This is a genomic window from Arthrobacter sp. KBS0703 (genome assembly GCF_002008315.2).
Taxonomy (GTDB): Bacteria; Actinomycetota; Actinomycetes; order Actinomycetales; family Micrococcaceae; genus Arthrobacter.
In genome coordinates, this window is record NZ_MVDG02000001.1 from 224,804 (window position 1) to 247,525 (window position 22,722).

At 65.2% G+C, this 22,722-nt stretch carries 22 protein-coding genes and 1 pseudogene; 11 read left to right on the forward strand and 12 right to left on the reverse strand.

Features of this window, described 5'->3' with window-relative positions; translation table 11 throughout:
• Positions 1-54: 54 nt before the first annotated feature.
• Complete coding sequence (locus B1A87_RS01060) at positions 55-1,296, forward strand: S1C family serine protease (RefSeq protein WP_395940265.1); 1,242 nt, start codon at positions 55-57, stop codon at positions 1,294-1,296.
• A gap of 43 nt (positions 1,297-1,339) precedes the next feature.
• Here the strand turns inward: B1A87_RS01060 and B1A87_RS01065 are convergent, their stop codons facing one another.
• Positions 1,340-2,272: a LysR family transcriptional regulator gene (locus B1A87_RS01065; RefSeq protein WP_078026274.1), complete on the reverse strand. Its 933-nt coding sequence runs from the start codon at positions 2,270-2,272 to the stop codon at positions 1,340-1,342.
• 83 nt (positions 2,273-2,355) lie between these two features.
• Between B1A87_RS01065 and hisD the strand changes: the two genes are divergently transcribed.
• From hisD to B1A87_RS01085, 4 genes are all read left to right on the forward strand, one after another.
• The gene (gene hisD / locus B1A87_RS01070; RefSeq protein ID WP_078026272.1) at positions 2,356-3,675 is read left to right on the forward strand and encodes a histidinol dehydrogenase; all 1,320 of its coding nucleotides are present in this window, start codon (positions 2,356-2,358) and stop codon (positions 3,673-3,675) included.
• Between the two features lie 26 nt (positions 3,676-3,701).
• Positions 3,702-4,517, forward strand: coding sequence for an ABC transporter substrate-binding protein (locus tag B1A87_RS01075; protein ID WP_078026271.1), 816 nt, complete (start codon positions 3,702-3,704; stop codon positions 4,515-4,517).
• Between the two features lie 81 nt (positions 4,518-4,598).
• On the forward strand, positions 4,599-5,252 hold the full coding sequence (locus tag B1A87_RS01080; protein ID WP_078026270.1) for an amino acid ABC transporter permease: 654 nt from the start codon (positions 4,599-4,601) through the stop codon (positions 5,250-5,252).
• Positions 5,245-6,081 (forward strand): amino acid ABC transporter ATP-binding protein, encoded by an 837-nt coding sequence (locus B1A87_RS01085; RefSeq protein WP_078026269.1) that lies wholly within the window; start codon positions 5,245-5,247, stop codon positions 6,079-6,081. The genes B1A87_RS01080 and B1A87_RS01085 overlap by 8 nt, the downstream gene beginning before the upstream one ends.
• A gap of 69 nt (positions 6,082-6,150) precedes the next feature.
• On the opposite strand, the gene B1A87_RS01090 is transcribed toward B1A87_RS01085, so the two are convergent.
• The 5 genes from B1A87_RS01090 to B1A87_RS01110 form a co-directional block, all read right to left on the reverse strand.
• On the reverse strand, positions 6,151-6,549 hold the full coding sequence (locus B1A87_RS01090) for a hypothetical protein (protein ID WP_078026268.1): 399 nt from the start codon (positions 6,547-6,549) through the stop codon (positions 6,151-6,153).
• A 196-nt stretch (positions 6,550-6,745) separates the two neighbouring features.
• Positions 6,746-7,291, reverse strand: coding sequence for a hypothetical protein (locus B1A87_RS01095; protein WP_139362651.1), 546 nt, complete (start codon positions 7,289-7,291; stop codon positions 6,746-6,748).
• Positions 7,292-7,303: 12 nt separating this feature from the next.
• Entirely contained in the window at positions 7,304-7,957 is a 654-nt protein-coding gene (locus tag B1A87_RS01100; RefSeq protein WP_078026266.1) for a TasA family protein, read from the reverse strand.
• 31 nt (positions 7,958-7,988) lie between these two features.
• A complete protein-coding gene (locus tag B1A87_RS01105; protein WP_078026265.1) occupies positions 7,989-8,567 on the reverse strand; it encodes a signal peptidase I in 579 nt (192 codons plus the stop codon).
• Between the two features lie 292 nt (positions 8,568-8,859).
• Entirely contained in the window at positions 8,860-9,369 is a 510-nt protein-coding gene (locus B1A87_RS01110) for a GNAT family N-acetyltransferase (RefSeq protein ID WP_185982193.1), read from the reverse strand.
• Positions 9,370-9,906: 537 nt separating this feature from the next.
• Here B1A87_RS01110 and B1A87_RS22745 point away from each other — a divergent pair.
• Both B1A87_RS22745 and B1A87_RS01120 read left to right on the forward strand, forming a co-directional pair.
• A complete protein-coding gene (locus B1A87_RS22745) occupies positions 9,907-10,353 on the forward strand; it encodes a hypothetical protein (RefSeq protein ID WP_185982194.1) in 447 nt (148 codons plus the stop codon).
• Between the two features lie 614 nt (positions 10,354-10,967).
• Positions 10,968-14,366, forward strand: coding sequence for a S8 family serine peptidase (locus tag B1A87_RS01120; RefSeq protein ID WP_185982195.1), 3,399 nt, complete (start codon positions 10,968-10,970; stop codon positions 14,364-14,366).
• Positions 14,367-14,496: 130 nt separating this feature from the next.
• Here B1A87_RS01120 and B1A87_RS01125 read toward each other — a convergent pair whose 3' ends face one another.
• Positions 14,497-15,168 (reverse strand): endonuclease/exonuclease/phosphatase family protein, encoded by a 672-nt coding sequence (locus B1A87_RS01125; RefSeq protein ID WP_139362771.1) that lies wholly within the window; start codon positions 15,166-15,168, stop codon positions 14,497-14,499.
• A 258-nt stretch (positions 15,169-15,426) separates the two neighbouring features.
• The gene (locus tag B1A87_RS01130; protein ID WP_078027920.1) at positions 15,427-15,630 is read right to left on the reverse strand and encodes a hypothetical protein; all 204 of its coding nucleotides are present in this window, start codon (positions 15,628-15,630) and stop codon (positions 15,427-15,429) included.
• 230 nt (positions 15,631-15,860) lie between these two features.
• Here B1A87_RS01130 and B1A87_RS24815 point away from each other — a divergent pair.
• The 4 genes and pseudogenes from B1A87_RS24815 to B1A87_RS23425 form a co-directional block, all read left to right on the forward strand.
• A pseudogene (locus B1A87_RS24815) lies at positions 15,861-16,940 on the forward strand (S8 family serine peptidase); the annotation flags it as partial.
• 70 nt (positions 16,941-17,010) lie between these two features.
• Positions 17,011-17,328, forward strand: coding sequence for a S8 family serine peptidase (locus B1A87_RS23415; protein ID WP_260681012.1), 318 nt, complete (start codon positions 17,011-17,013; stop codon positions 17,326-17,328).
• A gap of 48 nt (positions 17,329-17,376) precedes the next feature.
• Positions 17,377-17,727, forward strand: a complete 351-nt coding sequence (locus tag B1A87_RS23420; RefSeq protein ID WP_260680564.1) for a VCBS repeat-containing protein — start codon at positions 17,377-17,379, stop codon at positions 17,725-17,727.
• Positions 17,724-18,050 carry a VCBS repeat-containing protein gene (locus B1A87_RS23425; RefSeq protein ID WP_260680565.1) on the forward strand — a complete coding sequence of 109 codons (327 nt, stop codon included), beginning with the start codon at positions 17,724-17,726 and terminating at the stop codon, positions 18,048-18,050. The genes B1A87_RS23420 and B1A87_RS23425 overlap by 4 nt, the downstream gene beginning before the upstream one ends.
• A 133-nt stretch (positions 18,051-18,183) precedes the next feature.
• Here the strand turns inward: B1A87_RS23425 and B1A87_RS01140 are convergent, their stop codons facing one another.
• The 4 genes from B1A87_RS01140 to B1A87_RS01145 form a co-directional block, all read right to left on the reverse strand.
• Positions 18,184-19,023 carry a glycoside hydrolase family 3 N-terminal domain-containing protein gene (locus tag B1A87_RS01140; protein ID WP_260680566.1) on the reverse strand — a complete coding sequence of 280 codons (840 nt, stop codon included), beginning with the start codon at positions 19,021-19,023 and terminating at the stop codon, positions 18,184-18,186.
• The gene (locus B1A87_RS23430) at positions 19,024-19,218 is read right to left on the reverse strand and encodes a hypothetical protein (RefSeq protein WP_260680567.1); all 195 of its coding nucleotides are present in this window, start codon (positions 19,216-19,218) and stop codon (positions 19,024-19,026) included.
• Positions 19,219-19,236: 18 nt separating this feature from the next.
• Positions 19,237-19,476 (reverse strand): hypothetical protein, encoded by a 240-nt coding sequence (locus B1A87_RS23435; RefSeq protein ID WP_260680568.1) that lies wholly within the window; start codon positions 19,474-19,476, stop codon positions 19,237-19,239.
• Between the two features lie 62 nt (positions 19,477-19,538).
• Entirely contained in the window at positions 19,539-22,715 is a 3,177-nt protein-coding gene (locus B1A87_RS01145; RefSeq protein ID WP_144275682.1) for a bifunctional cytochrome P450/NADPH--P450 reductase, read from the reverse strand.
• Positions 22,716-22,722: the final 7 nt, after the last annotated feature.

The window sequence follows — 22,722 nt, forward strand, 5'->3', positions numbered from 1 at the left end:
CCCCTCACAGCAGCACAACAGGCGCACACTAGTCCGGCGTTCAAGTATTGGGTCATAGCCTCCGAGCAGTCGGAGCCGAACCCAAGGAGCACGATGATGAACGCCAGTGCAGGCACCGAGAGTCAGGCAGCCGCGACGCCCGCCACCCGCCGGAAGGCCGGGAAACGGGTCGGGCCGGCGGTCTTTGTCACGAGCCTGGTGGCCGCCGGTCTCCTGGGCGGGGGCGCCGCAGCCGGGGCCGCAACCCTGTGGGGCGCGCCGACGCAGGCGGCCTCCAGCGCGCAGGCTGCCCAGTACACGCCGGTGATCGTCAACAACACCTCCAGCGTCAACGCGGTGACCGCCGCCGCCCAGAAGGCCTCGCCCAGCGTGGTGACCATCAGCGCCAGCTCCGGCAGTTCCGGCGGCACCGGCTCCGGCATCATCCTGGACGCCGACGGCCACATCCTGACCAACACGCACGTGGTCACTCTCGACGGGCAGGCCCAGGCAGCGGCCATCGAGGTCCGCACCAGCGACGGAAAAGTCTATGCGGCCACCATCGTCGGCACGGATCCGCTCTCGGACCTGGCCATCATCAAGATCACCGCCACCGGGCTGGTCCCGGCGACCCTGGGCGACTCCAGCGCAGTCAACGTGGGTGACGCCGCCATCGCCATCGGCGCGCCGCTGGGACTCAGCGGCACCGTCACGGACGGCATCGTCTCGGCCGTGGACCGCACCATTGAGACGGAGTCATCGGCAGCCGGCAGCTCCGCTTCCGCAAACGCGGCGCAGGACTCCATCAGCATCAACGTCATCCAGACGGACGCGGCCATCAACCCCGGAAACTCCGGCGGCGCCCTGACCAACACGCAGGGCGAGATCATCGGCGTCAACGTGGCCATCGCCTCGGCCGCTTCATCCTCCTCATCCTCGGCCCAGTCCGGCAACATCGGCGTCGGGTTCTCCATCCCGATCAACGTGGCCAAGCGGGTGGCCCAGGAGATCATCGCCAACGGCTCCGCGACGCACGGCCAGCTGGGCCTGTCCGTGCAGGACAAGGCGCCCGGCACGTCCGAGTTCACCACCGGGGCCGAGGTGGCCGCCGTGACCCCCGGGTCCGCGGCAGCCAAGGCGGGACTGAAAGAGGGCGACGTGGTCACCGCGCTGGCCGGCCACACCGTGACGGACGCGTCCGAGCTGACGGCGGCCGCCCGCGAACAGGCAGCCGGGAGCACGGTGAAGATCACGTTCCAGCGGGGCGGCCAGGATCAGGAAGCCGACGTCACGCTCGGTGCGGCAACGGCAGGCTGACGCCGGCTCGCTGACGCGGCAGGGGCCGGTTATTCGACGCCGGTCAATTCCGGACCGCTCGCCGGACATTCTGTTCCGGCGCCACCTTGGCCAGCAGCGTCCGCTCGGCCATCTGGGCCATTTTGCGTGTTGCGGGGGAAAGGTAGGCGGACTCCCGCTGGATGAGGGCGATGGTGTCGTACAGCGGTTCGGCAAATGGAACGGCTTTGACGTTTTTCGGGAAACCGGGCCCGTTGACGATTGCCTGGGGGACAATGGTGTCCGCCGCCCCCGTGGCCACAAGGCCCAGCGCCGTATCGACATGTTCCACTTCAATGGCGGGATCTATCTTCAGGCCTTTCAGCCGCGCGCGCTCGAGAATCTGCCGGCGCGTGGGATCACGCCAGCCGGCGAAGGCGTCATAAAGCACCAGCTTGGACTGCGCGAGTTCCTCGATGGTCATGGGGCCGCGTGACGGATCGCGCTGGGCGGAGGCGTAAAAAACTTCGTCCCTGAAGAGCGGCCTGACCTGGAGCCCGGTTTCCACAACAGGGAGAACAATGAGACCCGCTTCAATTTCACCGGAAGCCACGGATTCGGCCACGGCGACGGAGTTCAACCCCACAAGACGCACTTTCACCTTGGGATAGCGACGGTGGAAGCGCTGCACGAGGTCGGCAAGATCGTAGTGCGCTCCGTAACGCAGGACGCCGAAGGTGCAGACGCCGCCCTCCAGCGATGACATGGATTTCAGGGCCTCCACACCGTTGTCGAAAGAGGTCACGGACTGCAGCGCATGGACCTTGAGTTCGACTGCTGCGGTGGTGGGAATGAGCCGTCTGCCGCCGCGGGTGAAAAGGCTGTGGTTGAGCTCGTGTTCCAGCCTGCTGATGAGCTCCGAAACGGATGCCTGGCTTGTTTCCAACTTTCGTGCCGCGGCAGTGAAGGAGCCTAGCTCATACGCGGCGAGGAAGGCCCGGAGTTGCGTGAGTGTCATGACTCATCCTATCGGGCAACCCTATGGCAGGCACGTGTTTACGTCCCGTTGTGCGATGGCTCGCCTGCACGTACCTTTAGCCCATGCAACTTACTGAACGTGACCGGGTCCACATCCGGGGCAACTTCTCAACACTGAAGGGCCCCGCCGTAGGGGGCGTCCCGGCCCAGCGTTTGCCGGAGGTTATTCAAACGGTCTCCGAGATGCTTGGCGACATCGAGAAAAACGGTATGGACGCCGTCGTCAAATACTCGAAGCAGTTAGACGGCTGGCAGGGCGCAAACATGGAGATCGGCCAGGACGATCTGGCCAGGACCGGAGACGCACTGTCCCCGGAATTGCGTGAGGCCCTGATGGCCAGTGCCGAGCGGACCAGGCTTTTCGCCGTCGAGCAACGCGAGCACCTCACCGACTTTGAGGCCGAGCTCCTCCCGGGCGTCTTCACCGGACACAAGTACGTTCCCGTGGCCCGCGTAGGGGCCTATCTGCCAGCGGGCAGATTCCCCATCCTTGCCAGCGCCTTCATGACGGTGGGGGTGGCGAAGGCCGCCGGCGTCGGCAGCGTCATCTCCTGCACTCCGCCGGCCGGCCCGGACAGCGGACACCCGGCTGTTCTGTACGCCGCGTACCTTGCCGGAGTTGACCGTGCCTTTGTCCTCGGCGGCGTGCAGGCCCTGGCCGCCATGGCCTTCGGCCTTCTCGGCGAGCAGCCGTCGGACATCCTCGTCGGCGCAGGCAACGCCTACGTCACCGAGGCGAAACGCCAGCTGTTTGGACGCGTCGGCATCGACCTCCTGGCCGGCCCGTCCGAAGTCGCCGTCATCGCCGACGAAACCGCGGACGCGGAACTCGTCGCCGCGGATCTCCTGGGCCAGGCAGAACACGGCCCGCAGTCACCAGCGTCCCTCGTGACCACGTCCCGGGAGCTGGGCGAAGAAGTCATCAGGCACATCGACAAGCAGTTGCGCTCGCTGGCCACCCGGGACATTGCCGGGCCGGCATGGCGCGACTACGGCACCGTCTACCTTGCGGAGGACCGGGAAACGGCAGTGCAGATCATGGATCTGCTGGCCCCTGAGCACCTGGAAATCCAGACCTCGGACGATTCCTACTATCACGCCAACCTGCGTAATTACGGCTCCATCTTCCTGGGCCCGTGGTCCACCGTGGCTTACTCAGACAAGGGCGCTTCCGGCACCAACCATGTGCTCCCCACCGGAGGCGGGGCCCGGTCATCAGCAGGGCTCTCCGTCTCCAGGTTCCTCAAACCACTCACCTACCAGCGGGTGGAAAAGGACGCCACGCCACGTCTGGCCAACTACGTGGCGACAATATCCGACGTCGAGGGAATGGAAGCCCACAAGGCCACAGCCACCCTTCGGCTCGAACGCTTCAACCGATAAAACCCATCACTAGCAAAAGGCACTTCATGATGAATACAAAGATGCTCCGCAGGCGCTTCGCTGCCCTGGTGCCCATGGGCATTGTTGTTGCCCTGGCGATGACGGCTTGTGGCTCAGGAGCCAGCAGTGGAGGGAGCACGGGCGGCACTGAACAGAAAACCCTCACCATCGCAACGTCCAACGATGCTCCCTTCTCCTTTACCGATCAGGCGTCCGGTGATCTCAAGGGCATTGACGGCGACATGATCAAGGCCATCGCGGACGCCAAGGGCTGGAAGATCAAGGTCTTCACCTCAGAATTTGCCACGCTGATCGCGGCGCTGAACGCAAAGAAGGCCGACGTCATCGTTGATGCCATGTACATCACGGACGACCGCAAGAAGCAGATCAACTTCACCGACCCCTGGTACACCGAAGGCGAGGCAATGGTGGTCCCGGCGGACTCCACCCTGGCCTCCCGGGACGATGTGAAGGGCAAGGTCCTCGGGGCGCAGACGGGCACCGTATTCAAGGACCTCGTGGACAGCCTGGGCGGCAGCCAGGTCAAGCTCTTCGACTCGCAGGCTGCCCTGCTGGCCGCCGTGGAAAACAAGCAGGTTGACGCCGTCTTCACCGACAGCGCCGTGATCGGCTACAGCCTGGTTCAGAAGCCCAACCCCAAGCTCAAGCTCGTTCAGCCCTACAAGCCCTACTACCCGGGCATCATCGGCGCCGGAGTGCGCAAGGACGATTCGCAGCTGCTGCAGGACCTGAATTCCGGGCTCGCAGACCTGAAGAAGACCCCGAAATACCTCGAGATCCTCAAAAAGTACGGTCTCGGCGAAGCCAACATGTCCAAGTAGTATTCGGCACCGGGCCGGGCCGGCGGACACCGCTTCATGGGAGTGATGACCGCCGGCCCGGCCTCAATCTAGGGATCCTTAATGGACTTCATCGACAACACCTTCGCCGTTTTTCCGGCATTGCTGGTGGCCGTACCCGTCGTGGTGCAACTGGCGCTGGGCGCAATGGGGCTGGCGCTGGTTCTGGGCCTGCTGATTGCCTTGGCGCGCATTTCCTCGATCAGGATCCTCCGCGGGGTTGCGACTTTCTATCTGGAGGTCATCCGGGGAACACCCCTTCTGGTGCAGCTGGTCTACATCTTCTTCGTCCTCCCCAGCATCGGTGTGGACATTGAACCCGTTCCCGCCGGCATCCTGGGCCTGGGGCTCAACTACGCCGCCTACCTCTCCGAGGTATTCCGCTCCGCCATCCTGTCGGTGGAACACGGCCAGACCGAAGCAGCACTGTCCCTGGGCTACACCCCCACGAAGACCCTGTGGAAAGTGGTGATCCCACAGTCTTTCGTGGTCTCCATGGCGCCGATCGGCAACTACTTCATTGCCATGGTCAAGGACACCGCTCTCACCTCGGTGATCGCCGTGACCGAGATCCTGAAGACCGCCAACATCCTGAACAGCCAGACCTTCCAGACCACAGCCATCTACACCGCCGCGGCGATTCTCTACCTGATTATCAGCCTCCCACTCTCACGCGTCGTGGTAGTGCTTGAACGAAAGGCACGGGCCAATGGCTGACGAGACCATCATCGACGTCCGCGATGTCCACAAGACCTTCGTCTCCGAGACGAAAAGGACACTCTGGAGCCGGCTTACAGGCCGGCCGCATGTGGAAAAGAGGGTCGAAGTGCTCAAGGGCGTGGACCTTGTGGTTCACCGCGGAGAGACCATCGCCATCCTGGGATCCAGCGGCTCCGGCAAGAGCACGCTGCTGCGCTGCATCAACAAACTCGAAACGATCGAAGCGGGCCGTATCTACGTCAACGGACACCTGATCGGCTACGAGGAACGCGACGGCGAGCTGATCGCCGAAAAAGCATCCGTCACTGCCCAGAAGCGCACCGACATCGGCTTCGTGTTCCAGCACTTCAATCTGTTCCTCAACAAGACGGCCCTCGGAAACGTCATGGCTCCGCTGCGGGACGTCAAGAAGCTCTCTGCGGCCGAGGCCCGGAACGTCGCTGTGCCCAACCTGGAAATGGTGGGACTGGCCGACAAGATGGACAACTATCCCAGCAAGCTTTCCGGTGGTCAGAAGCAACGCGTTGCCATCGCCCGTGCCCTCGCCATGGAGCCCAGCGTGATGCTCTTCGACGAGCCGACATCCGCCCTGGACCCCGAGCTTGTGGGCGAAGTCCTCGCCGTCATCAAGAAGATCGCCCAGCAGGGCACCACCATGGTCATCGTCACCCACGAGATGCAGTTCGCCCGGGATATCGCGGACCGCATAGTTGTCATGGATCAAGGGGTCATCGTGGAGGAGGGGCCGCCAAGCCGGATCTTCACCTCGCCCCAGCATCCGAAGACCCGGGCCTTGCTGAGCCGGTCGGGCATTCTGCCCGCGTAGAGACGCGTGCCGCCGGCTTCCTGGGGAAGCTGGCGGCAGCACCGGCGTCGTAAGCTTTCTTCCGCTGCCTCATGCCTGCCCGCCTTTTGAGCCCCCCTGGTCCTGCCAGCCTCGAATGAATTGTTCCAGCTCCCGGGTCAGCGGCAGGCAGTCGCTAGCCACCTCGCGGGCGGACTGGGCCGCGGCAGCGGCTTCCCCTTTGCGCAGGTTCTCTTCCAGGATGCGGCAGTCCCGTTCCATCGCCAGGCCGCCTGCCATATGGGCCCGGACTTTCAGGCTCAGCACCGCGTCTAGTGCGGCTGGCAGGTCCTCCTGGCGAACAGTGGAAAGGATGCGCCCCACTCGTTCCGGCAGCATTTGCACGAACATTGTGGCATAGGTGACGGCGATAGCGTCGCTTTCGACGTCCTCCGCGAGCCGAAGCAGCCGCGAGGAGGAGAATACGGCTCCATTGCCTTGAAGTGCCATTGTCTTTCCGTTCGATGTGTCTTGTAGCTTCGGCTCCCTTGGAATGTGTGGGGTTGGCCGGTGTTCCGCATCAGCGCCCGGTGGCCGTGGCCGTGCAGACCTTAGCCCTGGTAACGGGCGTGACTGGCTCGGTTCGCTCTCTCATCTCGGTCCTCTTGACGACATCTGTACTAGCAGCGGCGACCGGGGAATACGGTCAGGACGTGGTGGTGTTAGCTGTGCGGACCTGGCTGCGCGAGACTGTGACTCCAATGGTGATGGTTGAATCTCGTTGGATAGCCGCGGTGATCCGGACGCGCAGTCGAATTTTGGTTCCTGTGGCCGCAAGCGGAGCGTTCAACGCCGTAGGGGAGGCCCCCGTATTCATGACGGTCGTGATAGTGCCCGACGGACAGGTTCCGGTGGACTCGTCCCAGGTGGTGCTGCACCTTTCCACCGCGGCTGAACTCCTTGTGGTCGTGGCAGTAAAGGTCTCCCCGGTGAGAGAGAGTGTGCCGGTGTTGACCACGTTGAAGTACTGCCGGTCTGTTCCTGCCGCCGTGAACGTCAGTGCCAGTGCCCCAGTGCCGAAAGGGGCGGCCCCGGCGGTGGTGGCCACGGCGCTCCATTGTCCCGAGCCGGCTGCCTGAGTGCCGGACACCGCCCCTGCCTTTATTGCAGCGTGGGCTGGAGCGGCGACCAGGCACGGCAGCAGGGCCGCGGCAATGATGACCGCCACCCCGCTGCTGTGCCTGTGCGTCATGGTAGTAGCAGGTCAGTTGGTGGTGGTGGAGGCCGTGCGCTGGGTTTCCGTGAACGTCCAGGTCAATGACGAGGAGAGTCCCTGGATGGTGGCGCCGGGTACTACGCCGTTCGTCGTGGTCTCTGTCTGGTCCGGCAGGGTGGTGGAGATCTGCAGGTTCAGGACCGAACCCTTGGCCACGGCGCCCCCAACGACGGATGCCGGCGTGGTGATCAGGGTACTCAGGGCTGCGTTGGTCACCAGAACGGCCGGGGTCCCACTGCAGATGCCGGTGCCGGGAGTCCAGGTGCCAGCATTGCACTGGGTGACGGTGACGTGCAGTCCGTTGGTTGCATCTGTGGTCAGCTTAGTGGCCGCTGCGGCGCTGACGCCCAGCGTCAAGGCTTTGCCGTCCAGGCTGCTGCCCTGGGTGAGGTTGACGTACCGGTTCACCGTGTCGCCGGGAGCCAGGTTTGAGATGGCTTGGGTAAATCCCGCACCATTGTCGGCCATGGTCAGGCTCAGGATGCCGCTGGTGGCGTTCTGTGCGGTGGTGTTGGAGGCGGTTGCGTTCAGTGCGGCGAAGACGCCGCCGCCGGTGATGGCCAGGCCGGCGGCGCCCACTGCAAAGGCGGCGAGCAGACGGGGGTTGGGGCGGCGAACGGAGGGGGTTGCGATAACAGACATGACAGATCCTTACTTTGGCTATGGAAAAGGTTTAGGCGGTGGCAGACGAGCTTGATTGCGCCGGCGGTTGCGACCGGAGGATCCAGCGAACGCTGGCGCCCGTGACAGCCAACCCGAACAGAGCAGTGAGGATGGCCCTTTGGGCCGGGTTCTCCGCCCAGAGCAGTACGTTGCCGGCATACGGAACAGCGGTTACCACCACCGGTACCTGGTCCTGGTTCAGCGTGGCCCGCCAGTGATCCGGCGCAGGATTAGCATCACCTTTGGTGGTGATCACCGGATGCTCGGAACTTCCGAGGACGGCGGTAATACGGTGGGCGAAGGGGGTACTTTCTCCGGGAGGAGTGAAGACCGCTATCTGTCCCGGCTGGAGACTGCTGACCTGCGCCGGGGCAGTGATCAGAAGGTCACCCGGGGCGAAGGTGGGACGCATACTGCCTGTCAGGACCGGGGAGAACCCGAGGTGAAGCAGCGGGGCCGCGACGCAGACGCCGACGAACAGCAGCGCGGCTGCCGCGCAGATGACGAAGTTGGCGGCGCGGCGAACCGCTGCATACAATCCCGCGACCGGCGTCGTGCCCGCTGTGGCTGAGCTGGATGCAGTGCCCATGGGATGTTTCCGTTTCCGTCGAGACCGTTGGTGGAACAAAACCAACGATGCCCGGGGCTGCTCAGGAAAGCGTCTGCTTCGGGTCAAAAACGGATCATCAGTTGATCAAGGTTTGATCAAGGGCAAGCGGTCAACAGCGCGTCCATCAAGATAGTCCATCAGGGTGCGCCTTTAGCGCCTCGTGGGCAGGGCGGACAGCCGTGCCCCACGGGCGCACTCAATCGGGATCACAACGATGGCCTCCGCGGCTGGCAGTTGGCAATAGCGAGGGCTCAACCCGGGTCAAGGAAAGTCAGTCGACGCCGGCCCGCTGCGTGAGGCGGCGGAAGTCCCTGGACAGGTACAGGGCCATGGCAGCGGAGTTGGTGCTGTGGACGGTGACGGCAACGGTCCTGTGCCCCAGCGTGTGCAGGACATGCATGGCATGGCGCAGGAGGTCCTCGGCGAGGCCCTGCCTGCGGTGGTCCGGGTGGGTGAAGAGCTCGGCGATGTAGGCAGTGCCCGGCGTGGCGCTGCCGACATGGCGGTCCGTGACGAGGATGGCCGCGGTGATCTGGCCGACCGCGTTGACGATCGCCAGGGAGGCCTGGGGGATAGGTGTTCCGTGCGTTCCGGCGAAGATCCGGCTGATCCTGCCGGCAGCCTTTTCGGCGTCCAGGCGGTCCGCTTCGGGATGGTAGGACCGGAGATACAGGTCCGTCAGTTCTGCCAGATCCGTGGATTCCACGGGCCGGGGAACGCTTGTGCCTTGCTTGGCTTCCTGCGGGCTGAGGAGGGCCGCCAGGGAGATGAGAGGGACCATGATTGATCTGCCTTCCGCCGGTGGGGGAATGACTCTTGCGCTAAGTGTGCGGCATTCCGGACTCCGGGGGAAGACCCGGAGTTGACTCATAAAAAAGCTCCGCGGAGGCCGATACGTTGCCTCATTGGAAAATCTCCGGATGGGCAGGGTTGCCGGGGCCCTGGTAGCAGCGTGATTGTTGTGGATGGGACTGACCATGGGTGAGCGCAAGGCAGTGACGAAGCATCTGGCGTTGCGATACCGCTCGGCGGACCGGACGGTGAAGGGTCAGATCCTCACCGAGCTCGTGGACTTAACCGGCTGGCACTGGGACTATGCACGGTCTGCGCTGCGCCAGGCTCTAAAGCCGCCTCGACCACGGACGGCGCGGCCGGGACGGAAGCCTGTCTATCCGGCGGATCTCCAACCGCCCCCGGTGTTGTGCTGGTCGGTGCTAGGGGCCCGGCGGGGAAGCTTCTGGCGGCCGCAACCGGCTACCTCGTCCCGATGCTGCGCGCAGAGCGGGTCTTGGTGATCACCGATGCTTAGGCGGTTCTGTTGGTGCGCTTGAGTGCCGCAACGATCGACCGCAGACTGGCCCATGAACGGGAGAAGATCCGGCTGCACGGGCGCTCCCACACCAAGCCCGGGTCGTTGCTGAAGGCCCAGATCCCTATCCGGACCTGGGCCGAGTGGGACGACGCGGCACCCGGTTTCGTGGAGATCGACCTCGTCGGCCACGAAGGCAGCAACAGCCAGGGCGAGTTCTGCTTCACGCTCACCGTCACCGACATCGCCGCGGGCTGGACGGTGAACCGATCCGTGCGCAACAAAGCCCAGAAATGGGTCTTCGAAGCCCTCCAACACGCAACCACGGTGTTCCCCTTTCCCGTTATCGGCATCGATTCCGATAACGTCAGCGTGCTCGGAAGTCTGTTGCGGCGTGAAGCGAGCCCAACAGCACCCCTCGGGAAGCTGACCCCAGCTGATCGCCGGGCCCTATGACTGGCGAGTGGCCGAACGGGACCTCGTGATCGTGAACGTACCGAGGCCGGATGCACGCAAGGTGTCCAAGTTGACGGCCGCTGCAGTCCTGCGCGTTCGGTAATTGAAGGTTGAAGTTGTGACTACAATTCAATCTGGACGCGGGGGACGCGGCCTCCACCGCGTTTCGACTCCTCTCTGGTCGACGCACGACCAAAAGGACGGCCCGATTGTCTAACCCGCCGCGAGCTCGATACTTCAGATATGTAGCTACTGCCGCCGTTGCCGCCTTGGTCGGCGGAAGTCTGTTCGCACATCCGGCCGTCGCTGATGACTCAGCTTTGCCGGCCGTCCCGATGTCTCCGGCTGTCTCGAATTCCCCGACGGATCAGGTTATCGTCCAGTTCAGAGATCGAGCGCGCGTAAGTGCTGTAGAGCGTGGCCGCTCGTTTGCCGCCGCGGGTGCGAAGATCGGCGCCAATCTCAAGGACGTGCGAGCGACTTCTGCCGGGGCACGTATTGTTCGGGCTGAGCGAAAGCTCACCGCTGACGAGACCTCGAAGCTCTTGGCGACTTTCCGCGCAGACCCGGACATTGCCTCCGCGGAACCCGATCTCATTATGAGACCAATGTCCGTGTCCACTTCCAACGACACTTTTTACCCTCTCCAATGGGATTTTTTTGAATCGCAGGGCGGCATGAGAGTGCCGGCAGCATGGTCGGTCAGCAAGGGCAAGGGCGTCGTAGTGGCTGTCGTTGACACTGGCATAACCAGCCACAGCGATCTCAACGCCAACGTTCTGCCGGGTTACGACATGATCTCGAGCTCAGGCGCAGCCCGTGATGGCGACGGACGTGATGCCGACCCACGAGACGAGGGCGATTGGACCGGGGCTGATCAATGCTTCTACGGGGACGGAGGTGGACAGTCGTCTTGGCACGGCACACACGTCGCCGGAACTGTCGCAGCTGTCACGGACAATAATCAGGGTGTCGCCGGTGTTGCACCGGAAGCGAAGATTCTGCCGATGAGGGCCCTCGGGGCCTGTGGTGGCTACTCGTCAGACATCGCTGACGCTATTATTTGGGCTGCAGGAGGCTCAGTGTCAGGGACCCCTAGCAACGCAAACCCAGCCCGAGTGATCAACCTCAGTCTTGGTGGCAGCGGTGCCTGCTCAAGCACCTACCAGTCGGCTATTGATCTGGCTACCTCACGAGGGGCTGCCATCGTTGTCGCCGCGGGAAACGAAAACCGACCAGCCTCTGAATCAAGCCCCGCGAACTGCCAAAACGTCATCACCGTCGGCGCCAGCACTCGTAACGCACTCCGCGCGCCGTACTCCAACTACGGTCCAGCGGTCGATGTGGTGGCGCCAGGCGGAGACATGAGCTGGAACGCAGCAAACGGCATCGCTTCGACACTGAACGATGGAGCGACCAGTCTCGGCGAGGAAGCCTATTTCTACTCACAGGGCACCTCGATGGCTGCTCCTCACGTTGCTGGTGTTGCTGCCATGCTGGTATCCAAACTTGGAGACATTGCGACACCCGCATACATTGAAGAGCGTTTGAAAACGACCGCTCGTCCTGTCCCCACTCTCTGTGGCGATATTTGCGAGAGCAGATATATTGTCGATGCAGCTGCTGCCGTGGGCCTTGAAGATGGCAGTCCAATTCCTACGCCTGCGCCGGATACCGCCGGCCCCGTTATGGTGAGTTCTTCGGTAAGCCCCTTGTCGGATAATTTGGATGACGGGCCGGCCGAAATTACGGTCACTTTGGCGCTGACCGACCAAACGGGCGTTGAGGCACCTTTCGTTTTGTTGGGCAATGATGCCACGGGACAGAGTCAGGGTTTCGGGTCGATGTCCCTGGTTTCGGGAAGCCCTAAAGACGGTACGTGGCAGCGCACGATGACAATTCCTCAGGGGTCTGCCACGGGCGCCTGGAACGTCACGCTCTACCCGCTGAAGGACACCCTGGGCAATGGCTCTTCGGGCTTCCAATCTTTGGGAACGGGGTCCATCACCGGGGCCCCGTCCGACACGGCCGGCCCCGTTATGGTGAGTTCTTCGGTAAGCCCCTTGTCGCATAATTTGGATGACGGGCCGGCCGAAATTACGGTCACTTTGGCGCTGACCGACCAAACGGGCGTTGAGGCACCTTTCGTTTTGTTGGGCAATGATGCCACGGGACAGAGTCAGGGTTTCGGGTCGATGTCCCTGGTTTCGGGAAGCCCTAAAGACGGTACGTGGCAGCGCACGATGACAATTCCTCAGGGGTCTGCCACGGGCGCCTGGAACGTCACGCTCTACCCGCTGAAGGACACCCTGGGCAATGGCTCTTCGGGCTTCCAATCTTTGGGAACGGTGTCCATCACCGGGGCCCCGTCCGACACGGCCGGCCCCGTTATGGTGAGTTCTTCGGTAAGCCCCTTGTCGCATAATTTGGATGACGGGCCGGCCGAAATTACGGTCACTTTGGCGCTGACCGACCAAACGGGCGTTGAGGCACCTTTCGTTTTGTTGGGCAATGATGCCACGGGACAGAGTCAGGGTTTCGGGTCGATGTCCCTGGTTTCGGGAAGCCCTAAAGACGGTACGTGGCAGCGCACGATGACAATTCCTCAGGGGTCTGCCACGGGCGCCTGGAACGTCACGCTCTACCCGCTGAAGGACACCCTCGGCAATGGCTCCACTGGGTTCCAGAGCCTGGGGAACGTCAACATCACCAGCACCACCACCGTGGAGCCGACGGCTGTGGTGTTCTCGGATAAGGACGGCACTGCTGAGGACGCGTACACGGTTCCGGCGACGGACGGTGTGGAGTACCTGGTCGGGAACAAGATGGTGCCGGCCGGGACGTATCCGGGCACCGGTGAAGTGACGGTTGCCGCGAGGGCGAAGGCTGACTACGTTCTCAAGTCCGGCGCGGTCGCGTCGTGGACTTTCACGTTCAAGGCGACGCCGTTTCAAGTGTCACCGAAGGCGGTGGTGTTCACGGACAATTACGGCACGACGACGGACACGTACACAATTCCGGCGACTGAGGGCGTTGAGTATCTGCTTGGTGACACGGTCGTTGCGGCCGGAGCGTACAAGGGGTCGGGCACGGTGACCGTAACCGCGAAAACGAAACCGAACTATGTTTTGACCGACGGTGCTGCGGCGTCGTGGACATTTGCGTTCAAGACGACGCCGCACGAAGTGACCCCCGCTGCGGTGGTGTTCACGGACAAGGACGGCACCGCGCAGGACACCTACGCTGTCCCAGCCACCGAGGGAGTGGACTACTTTGTGGGCGGAAAGGTCGTGGCCGCCGGTACATACGCCGCGGGTGGCACCATCACTGTTACTGCCAAGGCCACGCCGGACTACGTTCTCAAAGCCAACACCGCATCGTCCTGGTCAACGACTTTCAAAGCCACATTCCGGTTTACTTCCGTGGTGGGAACGGGCGACCTCAACGGCGATAGGAAGCCGGACGTTTTGGTGCTGGATAGCGGCGGAGCGTTGTGGCTGTATCCGGGCAACGCTCGCGGCGGCTGGTTGGCCCGGGTGAAAGTCGGCTCGGGCTGGAACGGTTTTACGGCCGTGGTCGGTCCCGGCGACATGAACGGCGACGGGAAAGCCGATGTGCTGGCCCGTGACTCCGGCGGGACGTTGTGGCTGTATCCGGGCAACGGTCGCGGCGGCTGGTTGGCCCGGGTGAAAGTCGGCTCGGGCTGGAACGGGTTTACCGCCGTCGTCGGGCCCGGCGACATGAACGGCGACCGTAAAGCTGACATTCTCGCCCGCGATGGCAACGGAGCATTGTGGCTGTACCGCGGGAATGGCCGCGGTGGCTTCCTGCCGCGGATCAGCGCAGGCGTCGGCTGGAACGGGATGACGTCCATTGTTGCTGCCCGGGACTTCAACGGCGACGGCAGGAATGACGTCCTCGCTGTGGACACCGGCGGAGCTCTCTGGCTGTACCGGGGGAACGGCGCCGGCGGCTGGCTTGGCCGTGTCCTGGTGGGATCGGGCTGGAACTGACCTTCGCGCAGACAGGACGTCGGCGTCACGGGACGGCCGCTGCATGGACACACGTGGCGGCCGTTCCTCTCCTAGCGTCTAGCGGCAAGTGAAGTCAGTCAGTTCCATCCGGTCGGGAACCCCGGATGCGTTAGCTGACGTCAATGATCAGCGGCATGTGGTCGCTGTGCGGAAGCCATCCGTCAGGCTCACCCACAGCCACCTTCGCGTCAATCGCAGAAGAGACGAACGCGTAGTCGATGTGATGCCCGAATTTCAGGTTCCGGGTATGGAAATACGTCTTTGTCAGTTCGCTACCGTGGGCGGCCTTCTCCTGGCGGTGGAAGACACTGTCGAGTCCGAGGCCGGCCAGCTTGTCGACGAGCATGGAATGGTTCCTGCCCGGGTGCGCGCCGTCCCAGATGGTGTTGCTGTTGAAGTCGCCGACGATCAGGCCTCGTCCTGAACCCAGAAAACCGGCGTGCCGGTCGACGATTTCGTGCGTAACCCTGACGTAGCGAAGCTCGCGTGTCAGCTGGTGGGCCCACAAGCCAATGATGTTCAGACCGTCCACGCTGAAAGGGACGTGCCACGGCAGAGCCGGGTCGCTCGGTTCAGTGACTTTGTAGCTAGCGGAGCGCAGTCCGATGACACCGAGACCCTTGTTTGGGTTGGAACCAACCCAAGCCGCGAAGGGGTAGTCACTGCTTTCGATGTCCTTTTTCGAGACTTCCTGGACTATGGCGACATCCGGCAACAGCGCCTCGAGCAGGTGGCGCTTCTTGTAGAAGGCCATCGAGCAGTTCCAGGAGACGATACGCATTAGCACCCTTAGTTTGTGGACTTGCTCCCGGAATCCTGTCGGTCGACTTCGTTGCCGTGGCTAAGATGAAGGGGCCTTGGCCGCGTTCCCGGTCAGCCTGCGGCGAGGGCAGCGTTGACGAGCTTGACCAGTTCCGGGGCGGAGGCTGCGGTGGCTGCTGCCACGGGCCCGGTTTTCACAGCCGCCGCAGCCAGGGTCCCCTGATCCCGGTGACGGTGACCAGGGCCTGCTTTTGACCCGTGGGCAGAGTCTGCACCATCAGTGCACTGTTCGACAGATCGGCCTGCACAGCGGCTCGAGCGGCTTCATCTCGCTGGTGATCTTCTGCCCTTGCACCTCGATGGTGAACTCCGAGCAGGTGCCCGCCGCCGCCTTGCTCTTCTCGAACTGGGCAGCCATCTCCGCAGCGTCCTTGACGGCGAACACCATCACGACCGTTGCCGTCTTGGCCGCCGCCGCCATGCTTAGCCCCTTGGGTGGCGAGAATGCTGAGAGCCTACAACTCCGAAGCGCGGCCGTACCAGAGCGCCAGCTATCGTTTTTGCCCGGATGCCAGCAAAGCGCCGCCCCTATGGACTGCATCACAAAAAGTCACCCCCACCGGATACACTCGGTTCTGGACGCGGCGGGGGCCGCGCCTCTTTTCTGCGTCCCAGCCATCAGTGGCCAGGTCGCCGCACAGGATGGTCTCAATGTCTCAGACGCCCCGCACTTACTTGTCCTCATTCCTGACCTCGGCTGGAGTTGCAGCCCTGGTTGCGGGCGCGCTGTTCGCGCCGCCTGCCTCGGCTGCGGACGATCCGGCCGTGCCGCCCGCGGTGCCGCGCCGGGCTTCGTCCCCCGCTCCGGTGACCACGGACCAGTTCATCGTTAAGTTCAAGGACGCCGCCGCAAAGGTCCCCGCGGAGCGGGCCAGGGCCTACGGCAAGGCCGCGGCCAGGCTCGGCGCCCCGGTCAAGGACCTCCGCGCCACCTCGAGCGGAGCCCGGGTGCTCAGGACCGACAAGAAGCTGGGAACCGCTGACGCGGCGAAGCTCCTGGCCTCGCTGCGGGCCGACCCCGCCGTGGCCTATGCCGAGCCCGACGCCCTGCTCCAGGCCAAGGCCGCCGACCCGAACGATACCTACTTCGAATTCCAGTGGAACCTGTCCGAACAGCCGGGCGGCATGCGCGTGACCCGGGCCTGGGACGTCACCCGGGGCAGCGGCGAAGTGGTGGCGGTGGTGGACACCGGCATCACCAGCCACGTTGACCTGGACGCCAATGTGCTGCCGGGCTACGACATGATCAACGATCCGGCCAATTCCCGCGACGGGGACGGGCGCGATCCCAACCCCAACGACGAAGGCGACTGGACCGACATCGGCCAGTGCGCCGACGGTACACCGCAAATGGCTTCGTCATGGCACGGCACCCACGTGGCCGGCATCATCGGCGCCGTCGCCGGCAACGCAGAAGGCATCGCCGGGATTGCCCCGCAGGCCAAGATCCTGCCGGTGAGGGTGCTGGGCCCCTGTGGCGGCCGCACCTCCGACATCGCGGACGCCCTGGTCTGGGCATCGGGCGGCCACGTGGACGGCGTCCCGGACAATCCCAACCCGGCCCGGGTCATCAACCTCAGCCTCGGCGGCACGGAAGCCTGCTCGCAGGCTTTCCAGGACGCCATCAACACCGCCACCGGCAGGGGAGCGGCCGTGGTGACGGCCGCAGGCAATGAAAGCGTGCAGGCCGCCTCCTCCAGCCCCGGCAACTGCCAGAACGTCATCAACGTGGCCGCCAGCGGACCTGTCTCTTATACACATCTAGATGTGTATAAGAGACACTCACGGCCCCGGCGGCGACATGACGCCCCTCCCCGGCGGCACCGCCGACAGCGGCGTCCCGGGCGGCATCCTGTCCACGGGGAACGACGGCCCCACCACGCCCGGGCCGGAGGCCTACTACTTCGCCGAGGGCACCTCCGCGGCTGCCCCGCACGTATCCGCCGCAGCCGCGCTGCTCATGGCCCAGATGGGCCCGGGCACCACCCCGCCGCCGTCGAGGCACGCCTCAAGCGCACCGCCCGGCCGGTGCCCGGAGGCTGCCCGGCAGGTTGCGGGCAGGCCTGGCGGACGCCGCCGCCGCGGTGCTCCACATCACCATGGTGGTGGCCGCCGGTGACATGAACGGCGACGGAAGCCCGACGTCCTGGCCCGCGACAACGGCGGTGTGCTGTGGCTATACCAGGGCAACGGCCGCGGCGGCTGGCTGGGGCGGATCCAGGCGGGCAACGGCTGGAACGGCATGACTTCGATCGTCGGCGCCGGGGACATGAACGGCGACGGCCGGAACGACGTGCTGGCCCGTGACGGGTCCGGCGCACTGTGGCTGTACCAGGGCAACGGCCGCGGCGGCTGGCTGGGGCGGACCCAGGCGGGCAACGGCTGGAACGCGATGACCGCCGTTGTCGGTCCCGGCGACATGAACAGCGACGGCCGGAACGACGTGCTGGCCCGCGACACCGCCGGCGTGCTGTGGCTCTACCGGGCAACGGCCGCGGCGGCTGGCTGGCACGCGTGAAGGCGGGATCCGGCTGGAACGCGATGACCGCCGTCGTGGGTTCCGGCGACATGAACGGTGACCGGAAAGCCGACGTCCTGGCCCGCGATACCGACGGCGTGCTCTGGCTCTACCCGGGCAACGGCCGCGGCGGCTGGCAGGCACGGACGAAGGCCGGCACCGGCTGGAACACCATGACCACAATCACCGGCCGCGGCGACTTCAACGGCGACGCCAGGAACGACGTCCTCGCCGTCGACACCGCCGGCGCGCTGTGGCTCTACAAGGGCAGCGGCAACGGCGGCTGGCTCGGCCGCGTCCAGGCGGGAAGCGGCTGGAACTGACCCCTTTGGCCGGGCATCTCGACGAGGCGCGGGGCGTGGCCCGGTTGGCCGAATAGGCACCCGGTTACCGGCTAACAGGAAGCCGGACTGCCGTCCACGACGGCGGGCCGGCGTCCGTTTTTAGTCCCGCCCGTCAGTGCCCGGCCTTTACCGTCAACACTTTCAGTGCGGCGGCATTGACCTCGGCCGCGAAGGCGGGGTTGCGCTGCGCGAGCTGCAGCACCGCGGAGGACATGACCGGAATGTCCCGCGGGTTGGCACACAGCAGCATGGTTCCGCCGGCATGGATGAAGCCGGTGGCCCGGGCGCCCTTGGCCCACGGAGCCAGCTGCGCGGCGTTGCACAGGTCATCGGACAGGATGACCCCGGTGAAGTGGAGGTCTCCCCGAAGCATGGTCCGCATGATCACCGGCGACAGCGGGGCGATGTGCCCGGCGTCGATGCGGGTGTAATAGGCGCTGGACACCATGACCCAGCGCGCCCCCGCCTGGATGGCCGTCCGGAACGGCGACAGGTACGGATCTGTGCGCGTGGTGACGGTGTCGCGGACGTTGCGGCTGGTATCCGTGTTGAGGGTGACGCGGCCAAGGCCCGGGAAATGCTTGACCACAGGCGCGACGCCCGCCTGGCGCATGCCCGCAGCGAAGGCCCCGCCGTGGCTGGAGACCGTCTGCGGCGTGAATCCGTATTCGCGGCCGAAGAAGCCGATGGGCGCATTGTGCGGAGCGAACTGCGCGCTGGGGACGGTGTCCATGACCGGCGCCAGATTCACGTTGAGCCCGGCGGCGCGCAGCTGGTTTCCCCAGGCACGCGCGTTGGCCTGCAGCACCGCAGGTGCCTGCCTGCCCTGGGCCACCCCGGTCGGAATCACGGAGAAGCCCGGACCGCCGAGGACCTGGACGAAGCCGCCTTCCTGGTCGGTGGCGACAGCGAGCCGGATGCCCCCGGTGGTGGCCCTGTCTCTTATACACATCTAGATGTGTATAAGAGACAGCCTATGGACGACGGCGGCCGTGGCGCCGGTTCCCGCGCGGTTGTGCCCCGCCAGGTACACGCTGCCCACGTGGTACCTGGTGATATCGGACATGGTGTTGATGTCGGCTCCGGTGGCCGGAGCGGCCACCATGAACAGCTGGCCGACGCGCTGCGGCAGGGTCAGCCGGGCCAACTGCTGCGCGGGTGTCTCTTATACACATCTCGCAGGTGCCGCGGCGGTGGTGGCACGGGCCGGGGGTGTCAAGGCTGCCGGTGCAGCGGCGGAGGTGAAGAGGGCGGGAGTGACACGGGCGGGAGCGGCGATTTGGGTGCCGGGGGCCCGGCTCGAACGCTGGGCAGTTCCGGACGCGGGCGGCGGGGCGCACGACGCCAGGGCAAGCAGGAGCGAAGCTCCCAGAACCGAGAGTTTACTTAGGTCACGCATGGTCACACGGCTTCGCTGGGGCACTCATATATCCACCAGCGTACGCCGGTTCCGCCCTGCCCGATTGCTTACGTGAAGATGTCCGCGACATACCTTCCGTGGGCGCGTTCCACCTCATCCATCCACACGTCGGCGTCCGCCTCAGAGGCGCCGGTGGCCTCCTGGTAGATGTGGGCGCACGTGTCGCGGACCTCCGGCGCCATGTGCTTGCCGTCGCCGCAGACGTAGACCGTGGCGCCCTGCCGGACCAGCTCCACCACATCGGCGCGGTCCGCCCAGAGCCGGTGCTGGACATACTTCTGCCCGTCTGTGGGTGCGGTGGAAAAGACCGGCCGGAGGTCGAGGTTGGCCTCGTCCGCCCATGATGCCAGCTCCGCCTTGTAGAGGAAGTCGGTGTCCGGGGCCCGGCAGCCGAAGAACAGCATGGACGGCGCCGGTTTGGTGCCCTCGGATTCGGCCCGCAGCGCCCGGTCCTGGACGAAGCCGCGGAACGGCGCCAGCCCGGTCCCGGCACAGACCATGATGAGCGGAACCTCCAGGGACTGGGGCGGGTGGAAGGCCGTGTTCGACGGACGCACCGTGACCGCGACCCGTGTCCCGGGCCTGGCGTGGGCGAGGTACGTGGAGGCGGCACCTTCGAAGACGCCGCGGCCCGACCACGCCGGCGCCTGGATGACGGCGAACGTCAGGGTCACATGGTCCGGGCTCCACAGCGGGGACGAGGAGATGGAGTACCGCCGCGGGGCCAGCTGGGTCAGCAGCTGCAGGAACGAGCTGAACGACAGCTTGCACGACGGGTACGTTTCCAGCAGGTCCAGGAGGGAGACGCGCTTGTCCAGGATCTCGGCCGCATGGCGCTCGCGGTCCTCCGCCAGCGCCTCAAGCTCCCGGCCCTGGGCGGGATCCTCGGCGACGTCGGCCAGGAACTCGAGCTGGGTGCGCGATGCCGGAACCGCCAGTTCGACGTAACTGCTCAGCAGCTCGCCCACGGCCACCGGCATGCCCGTGGGCAGGAACGTGTCACCCTGCTCCATGCTCAGCAGGACGTGCGAGTCGTAGTCGAGGTTGAAGCGGCTCAGTGCCCGCTGCACCAGGTCGCTGGGGTTCAGCGGCAGCACGGCCAGGTAGTCGCCCGCCCTGTAGGTCATCCCTTCGGGCAGCGCGATCTCGACGTGCCTTTTGGACTTGGCGCCGGGCTTGGCCATGTCCACCAGTTCCCGGTTCGCCACCACAGTGCCGAGGGCCAGCCCGTTCTGCCGCAGCAGCGGCTCCCGGACGTTGCCCACGAACTCAATTTCGAGCTCGGGCTGCGCGGCCGGCGAGACGGTGCTCTGCCCGAGGGCGCCGTCTACGGCCGGCCAGAATCCCGCGTACCACTCGTCGAAGTCGCCGAAGAAATCGCCGCGGGCGTTGGCCTCGCCCCTCTCATAGATCCGCGTGGCACCGGCGGCCTCGAGCCGGGAGTCGATGGCCTTGGGCACCTCCTGGTAGGTCCGGGCCCAGTCCTTGTTGCCGTTGCCGAACACCGTGTACCGCACCCCGGCGAGGCTGCCCGGCTGCAGGCCCTCGGTCCAGGCCATGAACTTCCGGGCGTTGTCCGGCGGCTGCCCCTCGTAGGAGGACGCCACGATGGCGACGAGCCCCGCCGTGGGGAGCCCGCCCGCCGCGTCGTCCAGCGGACCGATGGTGGGGCTGTAGCCCCGCCGCCCGGCGTCGTTGGCGATGCGCTGCGCGAAGTCCTGGGAGGTTCCCGCATTGGAACCGTAGAGCACGCGGATAGGGACGCCGTTGGCGGCTGCCGCGGCCGCCGTTTCGGCCTGCCGGGCAAGTTCGACGGCGGGCCCGCCTGGCGCTTCGATCCGGATGTTCCGCCGGCGCACGTTGATGTACAGCCCCTCGGGCTTCATGGTCAGCGTGTGGTGGATCTTCAGTTCATAGCCGGGATCCGCCGGCGTGATGTCGAAGCGCTGCAGCAGCTTGGCCAGGAACAGCATGGCCTCCTGCAGGGCAAATCCGCGGCCGATGCAGGAGCGCTGCCCGTTGCCGAAGGGCTTCCAGGCATTGGCCGGGATGTCCGCGGCCCGCTCCGGGGCGAACCGCTCCGGATCGAAGGTCTCGGCGTCCTCGCCCCATGCCGCCTTGTCCCGGTGCAGCTGCGGGATCAGGACCAGGATGCCCTGCCCCTTGGGGACCTCGTACTTGCCGCCCAGCATCGTGTCCTCGAACGGGGCGACGTTGAACCCCGGGGCGGTGGGCCACAGCCGGAGCGTTTCCTTGAGGACCTGGTCCAGGTACCCCAGCCGGGGCAGGTGCTCGAACCGGGCGCTCTCGGTGCCCAGAACCTCGTCCACCTGGGCGCGCGCCTTGGCCAGCACGTTCGGATGGCGCAGCAGTTCGTAGAGCGCAAAGGACAGCAGGCCGCTGGTGGTCTCGTGCCCGGCCACCAGGAACGTGACCATCTGATAGCGGATGTTTTCCTCGTCCAGCCGCTCGCCGGTCACCGGATCCGCCGCGTTGAGCATGGTGTCCAGGATGTCCTCGCTGCCCGGCGGACTGGGATTGCGGCGCCGGTCCCTGATCATCTGATCGGCCACCTCGAACATCAGTGCGTTGTCTTCCTCGAGCTGGTGGCGTTTGCGCACCATGATCTTGTTCTGGACCGGGAGCCTGCGCCCCCGCTGCCCGGATTCGACCAGGGCACGGACCATGGCCCCGACGAAGGGGTGCAGTTCCTCCCGGTAGAGGCTGTTGAAGCGGTAGCTGAACGAGCACAGGGCAATGGTGTCCAGGGTCAGCCGGGTGGTGTTGTCCGGAACGTCGATCCTGGTTGTGGGGCCGAGCCGCTCCCACTTGAGGAGCAGCTGCTCGGCGATGTCGTCCATGCCGGCGAACATCCGCTTCAGGGCCGCGGGACCGAACGCGGGCATCAGGATGCGGTGCGCCTTTTGCCAGTTGGGCTCTTCTGTCCGTGCGGTGAACAGGCCATCGCCGATGAACTCCCGCACCTCCCTTAGGGATACCCCCAGCACCTTGCCGAAGCGCGACTCGTCGCACACTTCGTTCACGAGTTCCTGGGAGGAAATGGCGATGACGCTGCGGTTGAAGAACTGGATGCGGACAATGGGGCCGTACCGCTCGGCCACCTCGGCTATTCCCAGGATCCCCTTGCTGGAGTCGATGTCGGGCAGGTTGCCGACCACCGGCTTCGGGGGAGGCTGCGGTATGGGGACGCTGGGCGAAGTCATGGCCCCT

Excerpts from the sequence above, each read along its gene's own strand:
- B1A87_RS01065 (WP_078026274.1), bottom strand. The coding sequence starts at position 2,272 with ATGACACTCACGCAACTCCGGGCCTTCCTCGCCGCGTATGAGCTAGGC.
- hisD (WP_078026272.1), top strand. The coding sequence starts at position 2,356 with ATGCAACTTACTGAACGTGACCGGGTCCACATCCGGGGCAACTTCTCA.
- B1A87_RS01075 (WP_078026271.1), top strand. The coding sequence starts at position 3,702 with ATGATGAATACAAAGATGCTCCGCAGGCGCTTCGCTGCCCTGGTGCCC.
- B1A87_RS01080 (WP_078026270.1), top strand. The coding sequence starts at position 4,599 with ATGGACTTCATCGACAACACCTTCGCCGTTTTTCCGGCATTGCTGGTG.
- B1A87_RS01085 (WP_078026269.1), top strand. The coding sequence starts at position 5,245 with ATGGCTGACGAGACCATCATCGACGTCCGCGATGTCCACAAGACCTTC.
- B1A87_RS01090 (WP_078026268.1), bottom strand. The coding sequence starts at position 6,549 with ATGGCACTTCAAGGCAATGGAGCCGTATTCTCCTCCTCGCGGCTGCTT.
- B1A87_RS01095 (WP_139362651.1), bottom strand. The coding sequence starts at position 7,291 with ATGACGCACAGGCACAGCAGCGGGGTGGCGGTCATCATTGCCGCGGCC.
- B1A87_RS01100 (WP_078026266.1), bottom strand. The coding sequence starts at position 7,957 with ATGTCTGTTATCGCAACCCCCTCCGTTCGCCGCCCCAACCCCCGTCTG.
- B1A87_RS01105 (WP_078026265.1), bottom strand. The coding sequence starts at position 8,567 with ATGGGCACTGCATCCAGCTCAGCCACAGCGGGCACGACGCCGGTCGCG.
- B1A87_RS01110 (WP_185982193.1), bottom strand. The coding sequence starts at position 9,369 with ATGGTCCCTCTCATCTCCCTGGCGGCCCTCCTCAGCCCGCAGGAAGCC.
- B1A87_RS01125 (WP_139362771.1), bottom strand. The coding sequence starts at position 15,168 with ATGCGTATCGTCTCCTGGAACTGCTCGATGGCCTTCTACAAGAAGCGC.
- B1A87_RS01130 (WP_078027920.1), bottom strand. The coding sequence starts at position 15,630 with ATGGCGGCGGCGGCCAAGACGGCAACGGTCGTGATGGTGTTCGCCGTC.
- B1A87_RS23415 (WP_260681012.1), top strand. The coding sequence starts at position 17,011 with ATGACGCCCCTCCCCGGCGGCACCGCCGACAGCGGCGTCCCGGGCGGC.
- B1A87_RS01140 (WP_260680566.1), bottom strand. The coding sequence starts at position 19,023 with ATGTGTATAAGAGACAGGGCCACCACCGGGGGCATCCGGCTCGCTGTC.
- B1A87_RS01145 (WP_144275682.1), bottom strand. The coding sequence starts at position 22,715 with ATGACTTCGCCCAGCGTCCCCATACCGCAGCCTCCCCCGAAGCCGGTG.